Genomic DNA, 15,348 nt, shown 5'->3' on the forward strand with positions numbered 1-15,348 from the left:
CAGAAATTAAGAGAAGCCGGACATGAACCAAGAAGTGATGAAATACTTCAATCCGAACCAGAAACCTGAGACGTTTGATCAGATTCAAATCTCGATTGCGTCTCCAGAGCGTATCCGCTCCTGGTCTTTCGGTGAGATTAAAAAACCTGAGACAATCAACTACCGTACTTTCAAGCCTGAGAAAGACGGTCTTTTCTGTGCACGTATTTTTGGGCCGGTAAAAGATTACGAATGTCTTTGTGGCAAATACAAGCGTATGAAGTACCGCGGCATTATCTGTGAGAAATGTGGTGTGGAAGTTACGCTTTCCAAAGTTCGCCGTGAGCGCATGGGGCATATCGACCTTGCTGCTCCTGTAGCGCACATTTGGTTCCTTAAGTCACTACCAAGCCGTATTGGCCTACTGCTTGACATGATGCTCAAAGACCTAGAGCGTGTTCTCTACTTTGAATATTATGTTGTTATTGAGCCCGGCCTAACGCCGCTTAAGCAATTCCAACTTCTTTCCGAAGATGATTATTACCGCGCGCAAGATGAATATGGTGAAGATAGCTTCACTGCAGGCATTGGTGCGGAAGCTATCCGCAAGCTTCTTCAGTCTATGGATCTTGAAGATGAGCGTGAAAAGCTTCTTAAAGAGCTTGCTGAGACTAAGTCTGAGCTTAAGCCTAAGAAGATCATCAAGCGTTTGAAAGTTGTTGAAAGCTTTATCGAATCTGGCAACCGCCCAGAGTGGATGATCCTTGAGGTTGTTCCGGTAATTCCACCAGAGCTACGTCCTCTTGTTCCACTGGATGGTGGTCGTTTCGCGACATCTGATCTGAACGATCTATATCGCCGCGTAATCAACCGTAACAACCGTCTGAAGCGCCTGATTGAGCTTCGTGCGCCTGATATTATCATCCGTAACGAAAAACGGATGCTTCAGGAATCTGTTGATGCGCTGTTTGATAACGGTCGTCGTGGTCGTACAATTACTGGTGCGAACAAACGTCCACTGAAATCTCTTTCAGATATGCTGAAAGGTAAGCAGGGTCGTTTCCGTCAGAACCTTCTTGGTAAGCGTGTTGACTATTCTGGTCGTTCCGTGATCGTGGTTGGTCCTGAACTTAAGCTGCACCAGTGTGGTCTTCCGAAGAAAATGGCGCTTGAGCTGTTCAAGCCGTTCATTTACTCACGCCTAGACCGCAAAGGTATCGCAACTACAATTAAAGCTGCGAAGAAACTGGTTGAAAAAGAGCGCCGCGAAGTTTGGGATATTCTTGACGAAGTAATTCGCGAGCACCCAGTAATGCTTAACCGTGCGCCTACGCTTCACCGTCTTGGTATTCAGGCATTCGAGCCGGTACTGATTGAAGGTAAAGCTATTCAGCTTCACCCACTCGTATGTGCGGCCTTTAACGCCGACTTCGATGGTGACCAGATGGCGGTACACGTACCACTTTCTATCGAAGCGCAGCTTGAAGCACGTGTACTGATGATGTCTACAAACAACATCCTGTCACCTGCGAATGGTAAGCCGATTATCGTTCCGTCTCAGGATATTGTACTAGGTATCTACTACATGACATCCATGCGTGAAGGTGATGTAGGTGAGGGTAAAGTCTTCTTCGATATGGACGAAGTTGAGTTTGCGCTTGATAACAAGGTTATCACGCTGCAATCCAAAATTAACGCACGTATCGAAACCGTAGACAAAAATGGTGAGAAAACATACATCCGCGCTGAAACAACACCGGGCCGTATGCTTCTTGCTCGTCACCTTCCAAAGCATCCGAACGTTCCGTTCAGCTTGATCAACCGTCGTTTGACGAAGAAAGAAGTCACAGAAGTTATTGATGTGGTTTACCGTCACTGCGGTCAGAAAGAAACTGTACTGTTCGCTGATGGTATCATGGGTGAAGGTTTCAAACGTGCTTGTGCTGCTGGTATTTCCTTCGGTAAAGACGACATGATTATCCCGCCAGCTAAAGAGAAACTGGTTGATGATACGAAGGCTGTTGTTCGTGAATTCGAAGACCAGTATCAGGATGGCTTGATCACCCAAGGTGAGAAATACAACAAAGTTGTAGACGCTTGGGCGCAGTGTGGTGACAAAGTTGCTGAAGCCATGATGGCTGAGATGGAACGCACAACGGTTGACGATAACGGCCGTGAAAGCGACGTAAACTCAGTATTCATGATGGCGCACTCTGGTGCTCGTGGTTCCGCGGCTCAGATGAAACAGCTTGCTGGTATGCGTGGTCTGATGGCTAAACCTTCTGGCGAGATTATTGAAACACCAATTATCTCGAACTTTAAAGAAGGTCTGTCAGTACTCGAATACTTCAACTCTTCTCACGGTGCTCGTAAAGGTCTTGCAGATACGGCGCTTAAAACAGCGAACTCCGGTTACCTGACACGTCGTCTTGTTGATGTATCTCAGGACTGTGTGATCGTTGAGCGTGATTGTGGTACGGAAGCAGGTATTACAGTTGAGGAAGTATCTGAGGGTGGTGACGTTCTTGTTCCACTATCAGAGCGTATCCTTGGCCGCTGTCTGTCTGTAGATGTGAATCACCCTGTGACAGGTGAGCTTCTCTTCGAAGCAGGTACACTGCTTGACGAAGAAAAAGCAGACGCTGTTGAAACAGCTGGTATTGCTGAAGTGAAGATCCGTTCAGTTCTGACATGTGAAACCCGCAACGGTGCTTGTGCCAAGTGTTATGGTCGTGACCTAGCGCGTGGTACTGAAGTGAACATGGGTGAAGCTGTTGGTGTAATTGCCGCTCAGTCGATTGGTGAGCCAGGTACACAGCTTACAATGCGGACGTTCCACATTGGTGGTGCTGCGACTGTAAACGCTGAATCTGCGATTGAATCTTCTGCTGATGGTAAAGTACGCATCGATAACCGCAATGTTATTGAAGACAGTAAAGGCCGTAAGATCGTAATGAGCCGCAACATGGAAGTTGTGGTAATGGACGATGAAGGTCGTGATCGCTCTAAGCACCGCCTTGCATTCGGTTCGCACCTGTTCAAAGACGAAGGTGATATGGTTGTTAAAGGCGAGAAACTCGCTGAATGGGATCCATACACTATTCCGATTATCACAGAACAAACTGGTACTGTTCGCCTTGTTGACCTTGTTGACGGTGTATCCGTTAAAGAGGTAGTTGACGAAGGTACAGGTATCGCATCGAAAGTGGTAACAGACTGGCGTTCAGCTCCTAAAGGCGCAGACCTACGCCCACGTATTACACTGCGTGACGACAACGATAACGTTGTTGAATTGGCAAACGGTACGGAAGCTCGTTACTTCCTGTCTGTAGACGCAATTCTTTCTGTGGAAGATGGTCGTCACGTGCAGGCTGGTGATGTGATTGCACGTATTCCTCGTGAAGCTGCGAAAACAAAAGATATTACTGGTGGTCTACCTCGTGTGGCTGAGCTCTTCGAGGCTCGTCGTCCGAAGGATCATGCGATTATCGCTGATATCGATGGTATTGTTGAGTTTGGCCGTGATTATAAAAACAAGCGCCGCATCAGCATTCGTCCTCGTACAGAGGAAGAAGGTGTGGAGCCAGTTGAATATCTGGTACCAAAAGGCAAGCACATCACGATTCAGGAAGGTGACTTCATTCAGAAGGGTGAATATCTGGTAGACGGTAACCCGGCTCCACACGATATCCTTCAGGTAATGGGTGTTGAAGCTCTCGCGAACTATCTCGTGAAAGAGGTTCAGGATGTATACCGTCTTCAGGGTGTGAAGATTAACGATAAGCACATTGAGGTTATCGTTCGTCAAATGCTTCAGAAGATCGAGATCACTGCATCTGGTGACACTACATTCCTACCGGGTGAGCAAGTTGACCGCGAAGAGTTTGAAGCAGTTAACCAGAAGATGGAAGAAGAAAGCCGTCTGCCAGCTAAAGGTAACCCAATCCTACTTGGTATTACCAAAGCTAGCCTGCAGACACGCAGCTTCATCTCTGCTGCGTCGTTCCAGGAAACAACACGCGTTCTTACAGAAGCATCTGTAGCTGGTAAGAAAGATAAGCTTATCGGTCTGAAAGAGAACGTAATTGTTGGTCGTCTGATCCCTGCGGGTACTGGTTCTGTTGTGAACCGCCTGCGCCATGAAGCGCAAAAGCGTGATGCTATTGCAATGGCTGAGCAGGAAGAAGCAAACGATCCAATGGCGACAGCTGAAGCTGAATTTGCTGCTGCAACATCAGGTGGTGAAGAAGCTGAAGCGTAATAGCTTTCCTTTTAGATGAAATTAAGAAAAGGGCTGGCAGAGATGCTGGCCCTTTTTGTGTTTACATTCTGGCTAAACATTCAATAATGCAGAGTAATTTTGAATGGAATAAAAGCCAACACAATGAAATCACTTCAAGAAAAGTTATCCAATATAACTGCCTCAAGTATTTTTGTTTATGTCGGTCTCTGGCTTGTATTTGCGACGACCAGATTTCTATTGAATGGCGTTTTTAAGGGCTGGAATCCTGGCTTATATCACGATGCAGGTCTGCATTATATGTCAGGAGTGATGGTCGAAACCTATTTTGCGGAGAATTGGGGAACGAACCCAATTGTTTATTTGGCTAATTTTTTTGAACAATATGCTTTTACAGGAGTGGGGCTATGGCCTCCGGTATTCCATTTCTTTGAAGGTATATGGATCATTCTGTTTTCTGGAAGTCGTTTGTCTATTCTAGCGTTGGATGCGGCTATTGTGGGTTCAACGGCGTTATCTGTATTTCATGTTGGCAAGCCTTATCTCAGGTTTGGAGAAGCTTTTTTCGGGGCGCTAGCGATATGTGTAATGTATCAGTTTCTACTGGCATTAGAGATATTGATGATTGATGCTTTTACCGCCTTCTGGATGTTCTGGTCAGTTATTCATTTCATCAAATTTCTGAATATACCAAGCCTTCGCAATGCTATCGTCGCTTCATTTATGGCCAGTATAGCTATCTTATCAAAAGGTACAGCTATTGCCTTGGTCCTGGTGTTGCCGCTCGCCACATTATTGGCAGATAAGTCACATCTTCTTAAAAACTACCGATATTGGATTATTCCGATAATTATCGGTGTTCTCACTGCGCCTTGGTATTTGCTTACATCGCAATATTCCAGTCAGGGATTCCGATTTGAGTTTGGCTGGGATTATACCTCTCTCGCCTTTGTTGAATATAGTGCTTATGTTTTTCAGAACATGGGCATCATTGGTATGGCATTGCTGTTTTTTGCCGTGATCATAATGTTCAAGGAAAAAATCTGGACAAAAGATAATAACCTGTTTGCAGGCTTGGCTGCATTGTGCATTGGGGCGTTCCTGTACCAAATTCTCATGCCCGTTGCTTTGCAAGACCGTTATATCATTGTGCTTTATCCTGCTATGTTGTTGATCGCGTTTAAAGGTCTTTCCTGTTTGCATGATTTGCGCCTTAGAAAGGTACTCATATTTGCTGGTCTGATTAATATTTTTGCTTTCGCCTTTCTAACATATGAAAAACATGAAGAGAGCGGAGAGGAAGCTGCACAGACAATTATTGAAGCGATGAAAGGCAAAGGTGAACCAATCTTGCTTATTGCATCACCGGAGATTGAAGGCGTGCTGGCTACAGATATCTGGATGAATGCACCAAAAGCTTTGTTGAGCGATATCTATTTTCTCAGAGGTGTTAAACTGCTTGGTGGAGGAGGATACAATAATCTGGACTATGAGGTACGCTATCCTGATCTTGATGATGTTAAGCAAGCTATCAAGCAAACTGGGATTAGCTTCCTAGTTATTGAACAGTCAGAACGTACAGGGATATGGGAGCATAATGCGCAGGTTGCAGAAATCATTGCAGCAGATAAAGCAATGTTTGTTGAACTGGCGACTATCGAGATCAGTGAAAACAGGTCTGTCAGGGTGATCCGTGTTGAAACACGAACAGAACAAGTTCCTGATTTGGAATTGATCAAAAGTATCAATCAAAATAGAGTGCTAACAAAGTTTAAAGGCATGTTTCATCAATGATTCATTGTTTTGCCTGATGCAGTATTTGTACTGGGCATAATATTTTAATATCGGAAGTGGGAGAAACTACGTGGCTAAAGCCATCACAATTGCCGCAGTTATACCAGCTTACAAGGTTACGAAACATGTTTTGGGTGTTATTGAGCGCATTGATGCAAAGTTCACTCATATTATTGTTGTAGATGATAAATGCCCTGATGGGTCTGGTGCCTTGGTTGAACAGCAGTGTGCTGACCCACGAGTGAAGGTGTTATATAACGAGCACAATAAAGGTGTTGGTGGCGCTGTTATGGCTGGCTACCAATATGTGCTTGATCAAGATATAGATATCGCTGTGAAAATTGACGGTGATGGCCAAATGGCACCAGAACTTGCTGGTCGCTTTATCTCTCCGTTGATGTCTGGACAGGCGGACTATGCCAAAGGTAATCGTTTCCAGTCACTCTATTCTGTTCGTCAGATGCCATTCGTTCGGTTGTTTGGCAATGCTGTCCTCAGTTTTATGACGAAGCTTTCTAGTGGTTATTGGCGACTGTTTGATCCTACAAACGGATATACAGCTATTCATCGATCAGCTTTAAGTAAGTTGGATTTATCCAAGCTTGACGAAAGATATTTCTTTGAAACTGACATGCTTGTTGCACTGGGAGATGTTGGTGCGGTTGTTAGAGATGTTGGTATGGAAGCGGTTTATGCTGATGAGGTAAGTAACTTACAAATTCGTAAAGTTTCGATCCCGTTCTTTTTCAAACATATGAAAGCTACCGTTCGCCGAATTTTCTATAACTACTATATGCGTGATTTTAATTTGGGTTCCGTAAATTTGCTTTTTGGCTTGTTGTTATTTGTATTTGGCATCGTTTTTGGAGCAGTGAAATGGCGTGAATCTATCGTAACAGATTCAGTGGCTACCGTTGGTACGGTAATGATTGCTGTCTTACCAATTATATTGGGGTTTCAGTTGTTAATGTTTTTCCTGAGCTACGATATTGCCAGTGAACCAAAAGATCCTATTCAAGATCTGGACAATGACCTCTAGTTAGGGGCTTCCTGAGATATGGCTGTATGATCTTTAGTTTCGGCTGTTGAAGGTGTTGCTTTGGTAAACAGGATAAGTAATCCAACTAAAATAAACATTAATCCGACGACGTACCAAATATCCATTTTGTCGCCAAAAATATAATAGGCTAAAATTGGGGTGAATACGAAGCTAAGCGCTACAAAAGGGTAGGCTAGACCAAGAGAAACTTTCGTCAGTATCCATATCCAGAAAATAGTGATAGAGCCATATAGAGTTATGGCGCTTATGAAATAGGGGTCCGATATCAAACTTGGGATCGAAAAGGCATTCTCTGAAGCGCTCTGCCTGATAGCTGACAGCTTAAAAAGGATTTGCCCACACGCCAAACCAAGTGTGTAGATGATCAAAAGTGCAAGTGTTTTAATATCCATGAATGGTCTCTTACCCTGATAATTGTCTGTCGGCTATAATATATAAAACCATTGCTGCAGCTTCTGGGTGATGCTAGTCAATATGGCTTAGGACACGCAAGTGGCTTTTATTATTTTGTATGAATCAGGCCTTGTTCTGCGAAGTGAAATTTTACGAAAGTTTTAAGTGGGATTTCGCCATTTATCGTGCAGCAGGTTACTGTAGGTGCCTGAAGATGCTTTTATCCTTGACGTTCCGCCATTTTCCGTATATGTAGCCCACCTCGCCAGAGCTCAGGTGGTGGCTTAAATCAAGCCAAACGCTGGGGTTTGCTGGCTTTAGAGAATTGAAAATTTGATTCCCAAATGGCCTCGTTGGATATGAAATATTATCTGATGCAGGTTGTTTTGCTGCATAAAAACAAGGCGTTTGGGGTGATGGTGACAGAGAAAAACGGCAAGGAATAAAAATGCCTACCATTAACCAGCTAGTGCGCAAGCCGCGCAAAGCAAAGCCAGCGCACAATAAAGTGCCAGCGCTTGAAGCATGTCCACAAAAACGTGGCGTGTGTACACGTGTTTATACAACAACACCTAAGAAACCTAACTCAGCGCTTCGTAAAGTTGCGCGTGTGCGTCTTTCAAACGGTCACGAAGTGACATCATACATCCCGGGTGAAGGTCACAACCTTCAGGAACACTCTGTTGTTCTTATCCGTGGTGGTCGTGTGAAAGATTTGCCTGGTGTTCGCTACCACACTCTTCGTGGTGTGCTTGATACACAGGGTGTTGCTGATCGTCGTCGTAGCCGTTCGAAATACGGCACGAAGCGTCCGAAGTAAGATTAGAGAAGGAATTAACGCATGTCTCGTCGTCATAGCGCAGAAAAACGCGAAGTTCTACCTGATCCAAAGTTCGGTGACGTAGTTCTAACAAAATTCATGAACAGCCTGATGTATGATGGTAAGAAATCTACAGCAGAGCGTATTGTTTACGGTGCATTCGATAAAATCGAAGAGCGCGCGAAAACTGAAGCTCTTGGCCTGTTCCATGAAGCTCTAGATAATGTAAAGCCTGCTATTGAGGTTCGTTCTCGCCGTGTTGGTGGTGCGACGTATCAGGTTCCTGTAGAAGTTCGTTCTGACCGTGCTCAGGCTCTTGCGATCCGTTGGATCATCGATGCTGCACGTAAGCGTAACGAAACTACTATGGTAGATCGTCTTTCAGGTGAGTTGCAAGACGCGGCGAATAGCCGTGGTGCTGCTGTCAAGAAGCGTGAAGATACGCACAAAATGGCAGAAGCTAACAAAGCATTCTCACACTATCGTTGGTAATAAGAAGTTATTCTTAGATAAGGAACTTGATCCATGGCACGCAGAACGCCACTCGATCGTTATCGTAATATCGGCATCATGGCACACATTGATGCTGGTAAAACAACGACTACTGAACGTATCCTTTATTATACAGGCCGTAGCCACAAAATCGGTGAAGTACACGATGGCGGCGCTACAATGGACTGGATGGAGCAAGAGCAGGAGCGCGGTATTACAATTACTTCCGCTGCGACTACTTGTTTCTGGAATGATCACCGCATCAACATCATTGATACACCGGGTCACGTAGACTTCACAATTGAAGTAGAACGTTCCCTTCGTGTGCTTGATGGTGCTGTAGCTGTATTTGACTCTGTAGCTGGTGTTGAGCCTCAGTCTGAGACTGTTTGGCGTCAGGCTGATAAGTACAACGTTCCGCGTATGTGCTTTGTAAACAAGATGGACCGTATGGGTGCTAACTTTGATCGTTGTGTAGACATGATCAGAGAGCGTCTGGGTTCAACAGCTCTTGTTCTACAGCTTCCAATCGGTGCTGAGGCTGAGTACGAAGGTCTTATCGATCTTATCAAATTCAAAGAAGTTCTTTGGGTTGGTGAAGATCTTGGTGCTTCTTACGAATACCACGATATCCGTGCTGATCTTGTTGATGCAGCTGAAGCAGCCCGCATGGAAATGATCGAAACAGCTGTTGAAGCTGACGAAGAGTTGCTTGAAAAGTACCTTGAAGGTGAAGAGATCAGCGAAGAAGAGCTGAAGACTGCTATCCGTAAGGGTACAATCGACGGTCTATTCGTTCCGGTTCTTAACGGTACTGCATTCAAGAATAAAGGCGTTCAGCCACTTCTTGATGCTGTAATCGATTTCATGCCTGCTCCAACAGACGTTGAAGCGATTAAAGGTGTGGATGCTGATGATCACGAAAAAGAAATCGTTCGCGAATCTTCTGACGACGAGCCGTTCTCTGCTCTAGCGTTTAAGATCATGAACGACCCATTCGTGGGCTCGCTAACATTCGCTCGTATCTACTCTGGTGTTCTTGAGGCTGGTACACAGGTAACTAACTCTGTGAAGCAGCGTAAAGAAAAAGTTGGTCGTATGCTTGAAATGCACTCGAACAGCCGTGAAGACATCAAAGAAGCGCGCGCGGGTGATATTATCGCTCTAGCTGGTCTTAAGCAGACAACAACTGGCGACACTCTATGTGCGAATAACAAACAGGTTATTCTGGAGCGCATGGAATTCCCTGATCCTGTGATCGAAGTTGCTGTTGAGCCTAAGTCTAAAGCTGACCAGGAAAAAATGGGTATTGCTCTAAGTCGTCTGGCTGCTGAGGATCCATCTTTCCGCGTTACATCTGACGAAGAATCTGGTCAGACAGTAATCGCTGGTATGGGCGAGCTTCACCTCGATATTATTGTTGATCGTATGAAGCGTGAGTTCAAGGTTGAGTGTACAGTGGGTGCACCTCAGGTGGCATACCGTGAGAGCTTCGCTCGTGAAGTTGAAGTTGATTACACTCACAAGAAACAGTCCGGTGGTTCTGGTCAGTTTGGTCGCGTGAAAATGGTGGTAACACCAGGTGAACGTGGTACTGGCATTGAATTCACAGACGAAATTAAAGGCGGTAACATTCCTCGTGAATACATCCCTGGTGTAGAAAAGGGTGTTAATGATATCGCTGAGGCTGGTGCTCTTATTGGCTTCCCAATCATCGACTTTGGCGTGCGCCTGATCGATGGTGCGTACCACGATGTTGACTCCAGCGTACTTGCGTTTGAAATCGCAGGTCGCGGTGCGATGCGTCAGGCTGCGGAAGATGCCGGTATTAAGCTCCTCGAGCCAATGATGAAGGTTGAAGTTGTTACTCCAGACGAGTATATGGGTGACGTAATCGGCGACCTTAACAAACGCCGCGGTCAGATTCAGGGCTCTGAAGCTCGTGGTCCGGCAACGGTTGTTAACGCGATGGTTCCTCTTGCGAACATGTTTGGTTATGTGAACGAGCTTCGTTCATTCACACAAGGCCGTGCACAGTTCACTATGCAATTCGACCATTACGATGAAGTGCCTGCAAACGTAGCTGACGAAATTAAAGCTAAGCTCGCAGGTTAAATAAAAAAGAAAAACAAATGCTATGGATCCCCTGGTAAACAGGGGCCGATATAAAAGGTATTTAAAATGGCTAAAGAAAAGTTTGAGCGTAATAAGCCGCACTGTAACGTTGGTACTATTGGTCACGTTGACCATGGTAAGACAACACTTACAGCTGCGATTACAAAAGTTCTAGCTGAAGCAACAGGCGGTGAAGCTGTTGATTTCGCGAACATCGATAAGGCTCCTGAAGAGCGTGAGCGTGGTATCACGATCTCAACAGCACACGTTGAGTATGAGACAGAGACACGCCACTATGCACACGTTGACTGCCCAGGTCACGCTGACTATGTGAAGAACATGATCACTGGTGCTGCTCAGATGGACGGTGGTATTCTTGTTGTGAACGCAGCTGATGGCCCAATGCCACAGACACGTGAGCACATCCTACTTGCTCGTCAGGTTGGTGTACCAGCGCTTGTAGTATTCATGAACAAAGTTGACCAGGTTGACGACGAAGAGCTTCTAGAGCTTGTTGAGATGGAAATCCGTGAGCTTCTATCTGAGTACGACTTCCCTGGTGATGATATTCCAATCGTAGCTGGTTCTGCTCTTGCAGCACTTGAAGGCCGCGACGCAAACATCGGTGCAGAGAAGATTCTTGAGCTGATGGCTGCAGTTGACGATTACATCCCACTTCCAGAGCGTGCGGTTGACGGTGCATTCCTAATGCCTGTTGAGGACGTATTCTCTATCTCAGGCCGTGGTACAGTAGCAACTGGCCGTGTTGAGCGTGGTATCGTTAAGGTTGGTGAAGAAATCGAGATCGTTGGTATCAAAGATACAGCGAAAACTACGGTTACTGGTGTTGAAATGTTCCGCAAGCTTCTAGACGAAGGTCAAGCTGGTGATAACATTGGTGCACTTCTACGTGGTGTTGCACGTGATGATATCGAGCGTGGTCAGGTTCTGTCACACGTTGGTACAATCAAGCCACACACAAAGTTCACAGCTGAGACATACATCCTCACTAAAGAGGAAGGTGGTCGTCACACACCATTCTTCGCTAACTACCGTCCACAGTTCTACTTCCGTACAACTGACGTAACAGGTAACATTGAGCTACCTGAAGGTTCAGAGATGGTAATGCCTGGTGATAACGTGAACCTGAAGGTTGAGCTTATCGCACCAATCGCGATGGACGAAGGTCTTCGTTTTGCTATCCGCGAAGGTGGCCGCACTGTAGGCGCCGGCGTTGTAGCTGAAATCATCGAATAATTGAATTACGGCCCCGCTCACTGAGTTGGGTTGGGGCCCTCTTTTTTAAGGTAAAGATCAATGGAAGCGCAAAATATTCGCATCCGCCTGAAGGCATTTGACCACCGTGTGCTTGACCAAGCCACTGGTGAAATTGCTAATACGGCAAAGCGTACTGGCGCATTGGTTCGCGGTCCTATCCCGATGCCAACAAAGATCGAAAAGTTCACAGTTCTTCGTGGTCCACACGTGAACAAGAAGTCTCGTGAGCAATTCGAAATGCGTACACACAAACGCTTGCTCGACATCATTGACCCAACTCCGCAGACAGTTGATGCTCTTATGAAGCTAGACCTAGCTGCTGGTGTTGATGTTGAAATCAAACTGCAAGGATAATCACCATGCGTACAGGTTTGATTGCAAAGAAACTAGGTATGACACGCATCTTCAATGATGCCGGTCATCACGTGCCAGTAACAGTTCTACAGCTTGAAGGCTGTCAGGTTGTTGCTCAGCGCACAAACGAAAAAGACGGTTACACAGCTCTTCAACTAGGTGCTGGTACTCGTAAAGTTAAAAACGTGACCAAAGCTCAGCGCGGCCACTTTGCTAAAGCACAAGTAGAACCTAAAGCGAAAATCGCTGAGTTCCGTGTAAGCGAAGATGCTCTTGTTGAGGTTGGTGCTGAAATCACTGCAGACCACTTTGTTACTGGCCAGCGCGTTGACGTTGTTGGTACATCAAAGGGTAAAGGTTTTGCTGGTGCGATGAAGCGTCACAACTTTGGTGGTCTACGTGCTTCGCACGGTGTATCCATCTCTCACCGTTCACACGGTTCTACAGGTCAGTGTCAAGACCCTGGTCGTGTATTTAAAGGTAAGAAGATGGCTGGTCACATGGGTGATCACCGTACGACTGTACAAAGCCTTGAAATCGTTGAAACACGCGTTGAAGAAGGCCTAATCCTCGTTAAAGGCGGTCTACCAGGCTCTAAAGAGAGCTGGGTACTCGTTTCTGACGCTGTGAAAAAGGCTGCACCGGAAGGCCTGCCGATGCCGGCTGCATTCCGTATGCCTGCTAAAGCTGAAGAAGCTGCACCTGCTGCAGAAGCTCCAGTTGAAGCTGACGCTGCAGAAGCTACTGAGGAATAAGCGACATGAAAACGAATGTCCTTACTCTTGATGCCAAAAAAGCTGGCGACATCACTCTAGATGACGCTATCTTTGGCCTAGAAGCACGTGCAGACATCCTGCACCGTGTTGTAAACTGGCAGCTTGCTAAGCGCCGTGCTGGTACTCACGCTGTACAATTCCGCAGCGACGTATCTCGCACAGGTACTCGTCTTGGTCGCCAAAAAGGTGGCGGTACAGCCCGTCACGGTTCTCGTCGTTCTAACATCTTCGTTGGTGGTGGTCGTGCATTCGGTCCTATCCCACGTGATCACGGCTTCGACCTGCCTAAAAAAGTACGTAAGCTTGGTCTTAAGACTGCGCTTTCTGCAAAGCAGGCTGAAGGTAAGCTGATCGTTGTTGATGCTGCTGAACTGAAAGAAGGCAAAACTAAAGAGCTAAAAGCTAAGCTTGAGAAGCTTGGTCTTGCTAACGCTCTGTTTGTCGACGGTGCTGAAGTGAATGAAAACTTCAAGCGCGCAGTAAGCAACATCCCGAACGTTGATGTTCTACCAACTCAAGGTGCGAACGTGTACGACATCATTCGTCGTGACACACTTGTTCTCACTAAAGAGGCGGTTGCTAAGCTCGAGGAGAGGCTCAAATGACCAGTGCGAAGCATTATGATGTCATCAAAAGCCCAGTGATCACTGAGAAAGCAACACTAGGTGCTGAATTCAACCAAGTAACTTTCAAAGTTGCGATCGATGCTACTAAGCCAGCTATTAAAGCTGCTGTTGAAGCACTGTTCGACGTGAAAGTGAAAAAAGTCAACACGCTACGCCAAGAAGGCAAAGTAAAACGTTTCCGTGGTGTACAAGGCAAGCGCGCCGAGTACAAAAAGGCAATGGTTACTTTGGCTGAAGGTCACAGCATTGACGTGACGACGGGAGTGTAATCCAATGGCACTCAAGCAGTATAAACCAAATACTCCAGGTCAGCGTGGCCTCGTTCTTGTAGACCGCGAAGGTCTTCACAAGGGCAAGCCTGTTAAAGCGCTTACTGAAGGTTTGACAAAATCTGGTGGTCGTAACAACAAAGGTCGCATCACAGCTCGTCGCCGTGGTGGTGGTCACAAGCGTACATACCGTATGATTGATTTCAAGCGTACGAAATGGGATGTACCAGCGACTGTGGAACGCCTTGAATACGATCCAAACCGTACAGCGTTCATCGCTCTCATCAAGTATGAAGATGGTGAACTAGCGTACATCCTTGCTCCACAGCGTCTTGCTCCAGGCGATACTGTTATCGCTGGTGAGAAGGTTGACGTGAAGCCTGGTAACGTAATGCCTCTTGCTAACATGCCTGTTGGTACAATCATCCACAATGTTGAGATGAAAAAAGGCAAGGGTGGTCAAATCGCTCGTTCAGCTGGTGCATATGCTCAGCTTATCGGTCGTGACCGTGGTTACGCTCAGCTTCGTCTATCTTCCGGTGAAGTTCGTGTGGTTCGTTCTGAGTGTGTAGCTACAGTTGGTGCTGTATCTAACCCAGACAACCAGAACATTAAGCTCGCTAAAGCGGGTCGGAATCGTTGGCTTGGTCGCCGTCCATCTGTTCGTGGTGTTGCCATGAACCCGGTGGATCACCCACATGGTGGTGGTGAAGGCCGTACTTCAGGTGGTCGTCACCCAGTGACACCTTGGGGTAAACCAACAAAAGGTAAGCGTACACGCTCTAATAAAGCGACTGACAAGCTTATCATCCGCACGCGCCACGAGCGCAAGAAACGCTAAGGAGTCCTGTAATATGGCACGCTCTGTATGGAAAGGCCCTTTCGTTGACATGCACCTTCTCAAGAAGGTGGAAGCGGCTCATGAAAGTGGCAAAGCAAACCTAACAATCCAGACTTGGTCACGCCGGTCTACGATTCTACCAAACTTTGTAGGTATTACTTTCAATACTTACAATGGTCAGAAGTTCATCCCTGTTTATGTATCAGAAGATATGGTTGGTCATAAGCTTGGTGAATTCGCGCCGACTCGTACTTACTACGGTCACGCGGCTGACAAAAAAGCGAAGAGGAAGTAACAGTGGGTAAGCAATC

Annotated in this window: 14 protein-coding genes; 13 read left to right on the forward strand and 1 reads right to left on the reverse strand. The window is 46.3% G+C overall.

Features of this window, described 5'->3' with window-relative positions; genetic code table 11:
- The first annotated feature begins 22 nt into the window (after positions 1-22).
- The 3 genes from rpoC to KFE96_RS08645 all read left to right on the forward strand — a co-directional run bounded on the left by rpoC (position 23) and on the right by KFE96_RS08645 (position 7,052).
- A complete protein-coding gene (gene rpoC / locus KFE96_RS08635) occupies positions 23-4,240 on the forward strand; it encodes a DNA-directed RNA polymerase subunit beta' (RefSeq protein WP_255835574.1) in 4,218 nt (1,405 codons plus the stop codon).
- Between the two features lie 123 nt (positions 4,241-4,363).
- Positions 4,364-6,013, forward strand: a complete 1,650-nt coding sequence (locus KFE96_RS08640; RefSeq protein WP_255835575.1) for a glycosyltransferase family 39 protein — start codon at positions 4,364-4,366, stop codon at positions 6,011-6,013.
- Between the two features lie 70 nt (positions 6,014-6,083).
- Positions 6,084-7,052 (forward strand): glycosyltransferase family 2 protein, encoded by a 969-nt coding sequence (locus KFE96_RS08645; protein ID WP_255835576.1) that lies wholly within the window; start codon positions 6,084-6,086, stop codon positions 7,050-7,052.
- Here the strand turns inward: KFE96_RS08645 and KFE96_RS08650 are convergent.
- A complete protein-coding gene (locus KFE96_RS08650; protein ID WP_255835577.1) occupies positions 7,049-7,465 on the reverse strand; it encodes a hypothetical protein in 417 nt (138 codons plus the stop codon). The two genes, KFE96_RS08645 and KFE96_RS08650, sit on opposite strands and share 4 nt — an antisense overlap.
- 449 nt (positions 7,466-7,914) lie before the next feature.
- Here KFE96_RS08650 and rpsL point away from each other — a divergent pair, with 449 nt between their 5' ends.
- The 10 genes from rpsL (at position 7,915) to rpsS (ending at position 15,332) form a co-directional block, all read left to right on the forward strand.
- Positions 7,915-8,286, forward strand: coding sequence for a 30S ribosomal protein S12 (rpsL, locus tag KFE96_RS08655; protein WP_247021816.1), 372 nt, complete (start codon positions 7,915-7,917; stop codon positions 8,284-8,286).
- Between the two features lie 21 nt (positions 8,287-8,307).
- Positions 8,308-8,778 carry a 30S ribosomal protein S7 gene (gene rpsG, locus KFE96_RS08660; protein ID WP_255835578.1) on the forward strand — a complete coding sequence of 157 codons (471 nt, stop codon included), beginning with the start codon at positions 8,308-8,310 and terminating at the stop codon, positions 8,776-8,778.
- Positions 8,779-8,811: 33 nt separating this feature from the next.
- Positions 8,812-10,893, forward strand: a complete 2,082-nt coding sequence (fusA, locus tag KFE96_RS08665) for an elongation factor G (RefSeq protein ID WP_255835579.1) — start codon at positions 8,812-8,814, stop codon at positions 10,891-10,893.
- A gap of 66 nt (positions 10,894-10,959) precedes the next feature.
- Complete coding sequence (gene tuf, locus KFE96_RS08670; RefSeq protein ID WP_255835570.1) at positions 10,960-12,150, forward strand: elongation factor Tu; 1,191 nt, start codon at positions 10,960-10,962, stop codon at positions 12,148-12,150.
- 60 nt (positions 12,151-12,210) lie between these two features.
- Complete coding sequence (rpsJ, locus tag KFE96_RS08675) at positions 12,211-12,525, forward strand: 30S ribosomal protein S10 (protein WP_247017970.1); 315 nt, start codon at positions 12,211-12,213, stop codon at positions 12,523-12,525.
- Between the two features lie 5 nt (positions 12,526-12,530).
- Positions 12,531-13,280, forward strand: a complete 750-nt coding sequence (gene rplC, locus KFE96_RS08680) for a 50S ribosomal protein L3 (protein ID WP_370650543.1) — start codon at positions 12,531-12,533, stop codon at positions 13,278-13,280.
- 5 nt (positions 13,281-13,285) lie between these two features.
- Positions 13,286-13,906: a 50S ribosomal protein L4 gene (gene rplD, locus KFE96_RS08685; protein ID WP_247017972.1), complete on the forward strand. Its 621-nt coding sequence runs from the start codon at positions 13,286-13,288 to the stop codon at positions 13,904-13,906.
- On the forward strand, positions 13,903-14,196 hold the full coding sequence (locus tag KFE96_RS08690; protein ID WP_255835580.1) for a 50S ribosomal protein L23: 294 nt from the start codon (positions 13,903-13,905) through the stop codon (positions 14,194-14,196). Before rplD ends, KFE96_RS08690 begins: the two co-directional genes overlap by 4 nt.
- A gap of 4 nt (positions 14,197-14,200) precedes the next feature.
- Positions 14,201-15,037: a 50S ribosomal protein L2 gene (gene rplB, locus KFE96_RS08695; RefSeq protein WP_247017976.1), complete on the forward strand. Its 837-nt coding sequence runs from the start codon at positions 14,201-14,203 to the stop codon at positions 15,035-15,037.
- A 13-nt stretch (positions 15,038-15,050) separates the two neighbouring features.
- Positions 15,051-15,332 carry a 30S ribosomal protein S19 gene (gene rpsS / locus KFE96_RS08700; RefSeq protein ID WP_247017978.1) on the forward strand — a complete coding sequence of 94 codons (282 nt, stop codon included), beginning with the start codon at positions 15,051-15,053 and terminating at the stop codon, positions 15,330-15,332.
- The last annotated feature ends 16 nt before the right edge of the window (positions 15,333-15,348 follow it).

It is taken from the genome of Kordiimonas sp. SCSIO 12603, from assembly GCF_024398035.1.
Classification (GTDB): Bacteria; Pseudomonadota; Alphaproteobacteria; order Sphingomonadales; family Kordiimonadaceae; genus Kordiimonas.

What these genes read in the sequence shown, in the direction of transcription:
- rpoC (WP_255835574.1), top strand. Translation starts at nt 23, where the DNA reads ATGAACCAAGAAGTGATGAAATACTTCAATCCGAACCAGAAACCTGAG.
- KFE96_RS08640 (WP_255835575.1), top strand. Translation starts at nt 4,364, where the DNA reads ATGAAATCACTTCAAGAAAAGTTATCCAATATAACTGCCTCAAGTATT.
- KFE96_RS08650 (WP_255835577.1), bottom strand. Translation starts at nt 7,465, where the DNA reads ATGGATATTAAAACACTTGCACTTTTGATCATCTACACACTTGGTTTG.
- rpsL (WP_247021816.1), top strand. Translation starts at nt 7,915, where the DNA reads ATGCCTACCATTAACCAGCTAGTGCGCAAGCCGCGCAAAGCAAAGCCA.
- rpsG (WP_255835578.1), top strand. Translation starts at nt 8,308, where the DNA reads ATGTCTCGTCGTCATAGCGCAGAAAAACGCGAAGTTCTACCTGATCCA.
- fusA (WP_255835579.1), top strand. Translation starts at nt 8,812, where the DNA reads ATGGCACGCAGAACGCCACTCGATCGTTATCGTAATATCGGCATCATG.
- tuf (WP_255835570.1), top strand. Translation starts at nt 10,960, where the DNA reads ATGGCTAAAGAAAAGTTTGAGCGTAATAAGCCGCACTGTAACGTTGGT.
- rpsJ (WP_247017970.1), top strand. Translation starts at nt 12,211, where the DNA reads ATGGAAGCGCAAAATATTCGCATCCGCCTGAAGGCATTTGACCACCGT.
- rplC (WP_370650543.1), top strand. Translation starts at nt 12,531, where the DNA reads ATGCGTACAGGTTTGATTGCAAAGAAACTAGGTATGACACGCATCTTC.
- rplD (WP_247017972.1), top strand. Translation starts at nt 13,286, where the DNA reads ATGAAAACGAATGTCCTTACTCTTGATGCCAAAAAAGCTGGCGACATC.
- KFE96_RS08690 (WP_255835580.1), top strand. Translation starts at nt 13,903, where the DNA reads ATGACCAGTGCGAAGCATTATGATGTCATCAAAAGCCCAGTGATCACT.
- rplB (WP_247017976.1), top strand. Translation starts at nt 14,201, where the DNA reads ATGGCACTCAAGCAGTATAAACCAAATACTCCAGGTCAGCGTGGCCTC.
- rpsS (WP_247017978.1), top strand. Translation starts at nt 15,051, where the DNA reads ATGGCACGCTCTGTATGGAAAGGCCCTTTCGTTGACATGCACCTTCTC.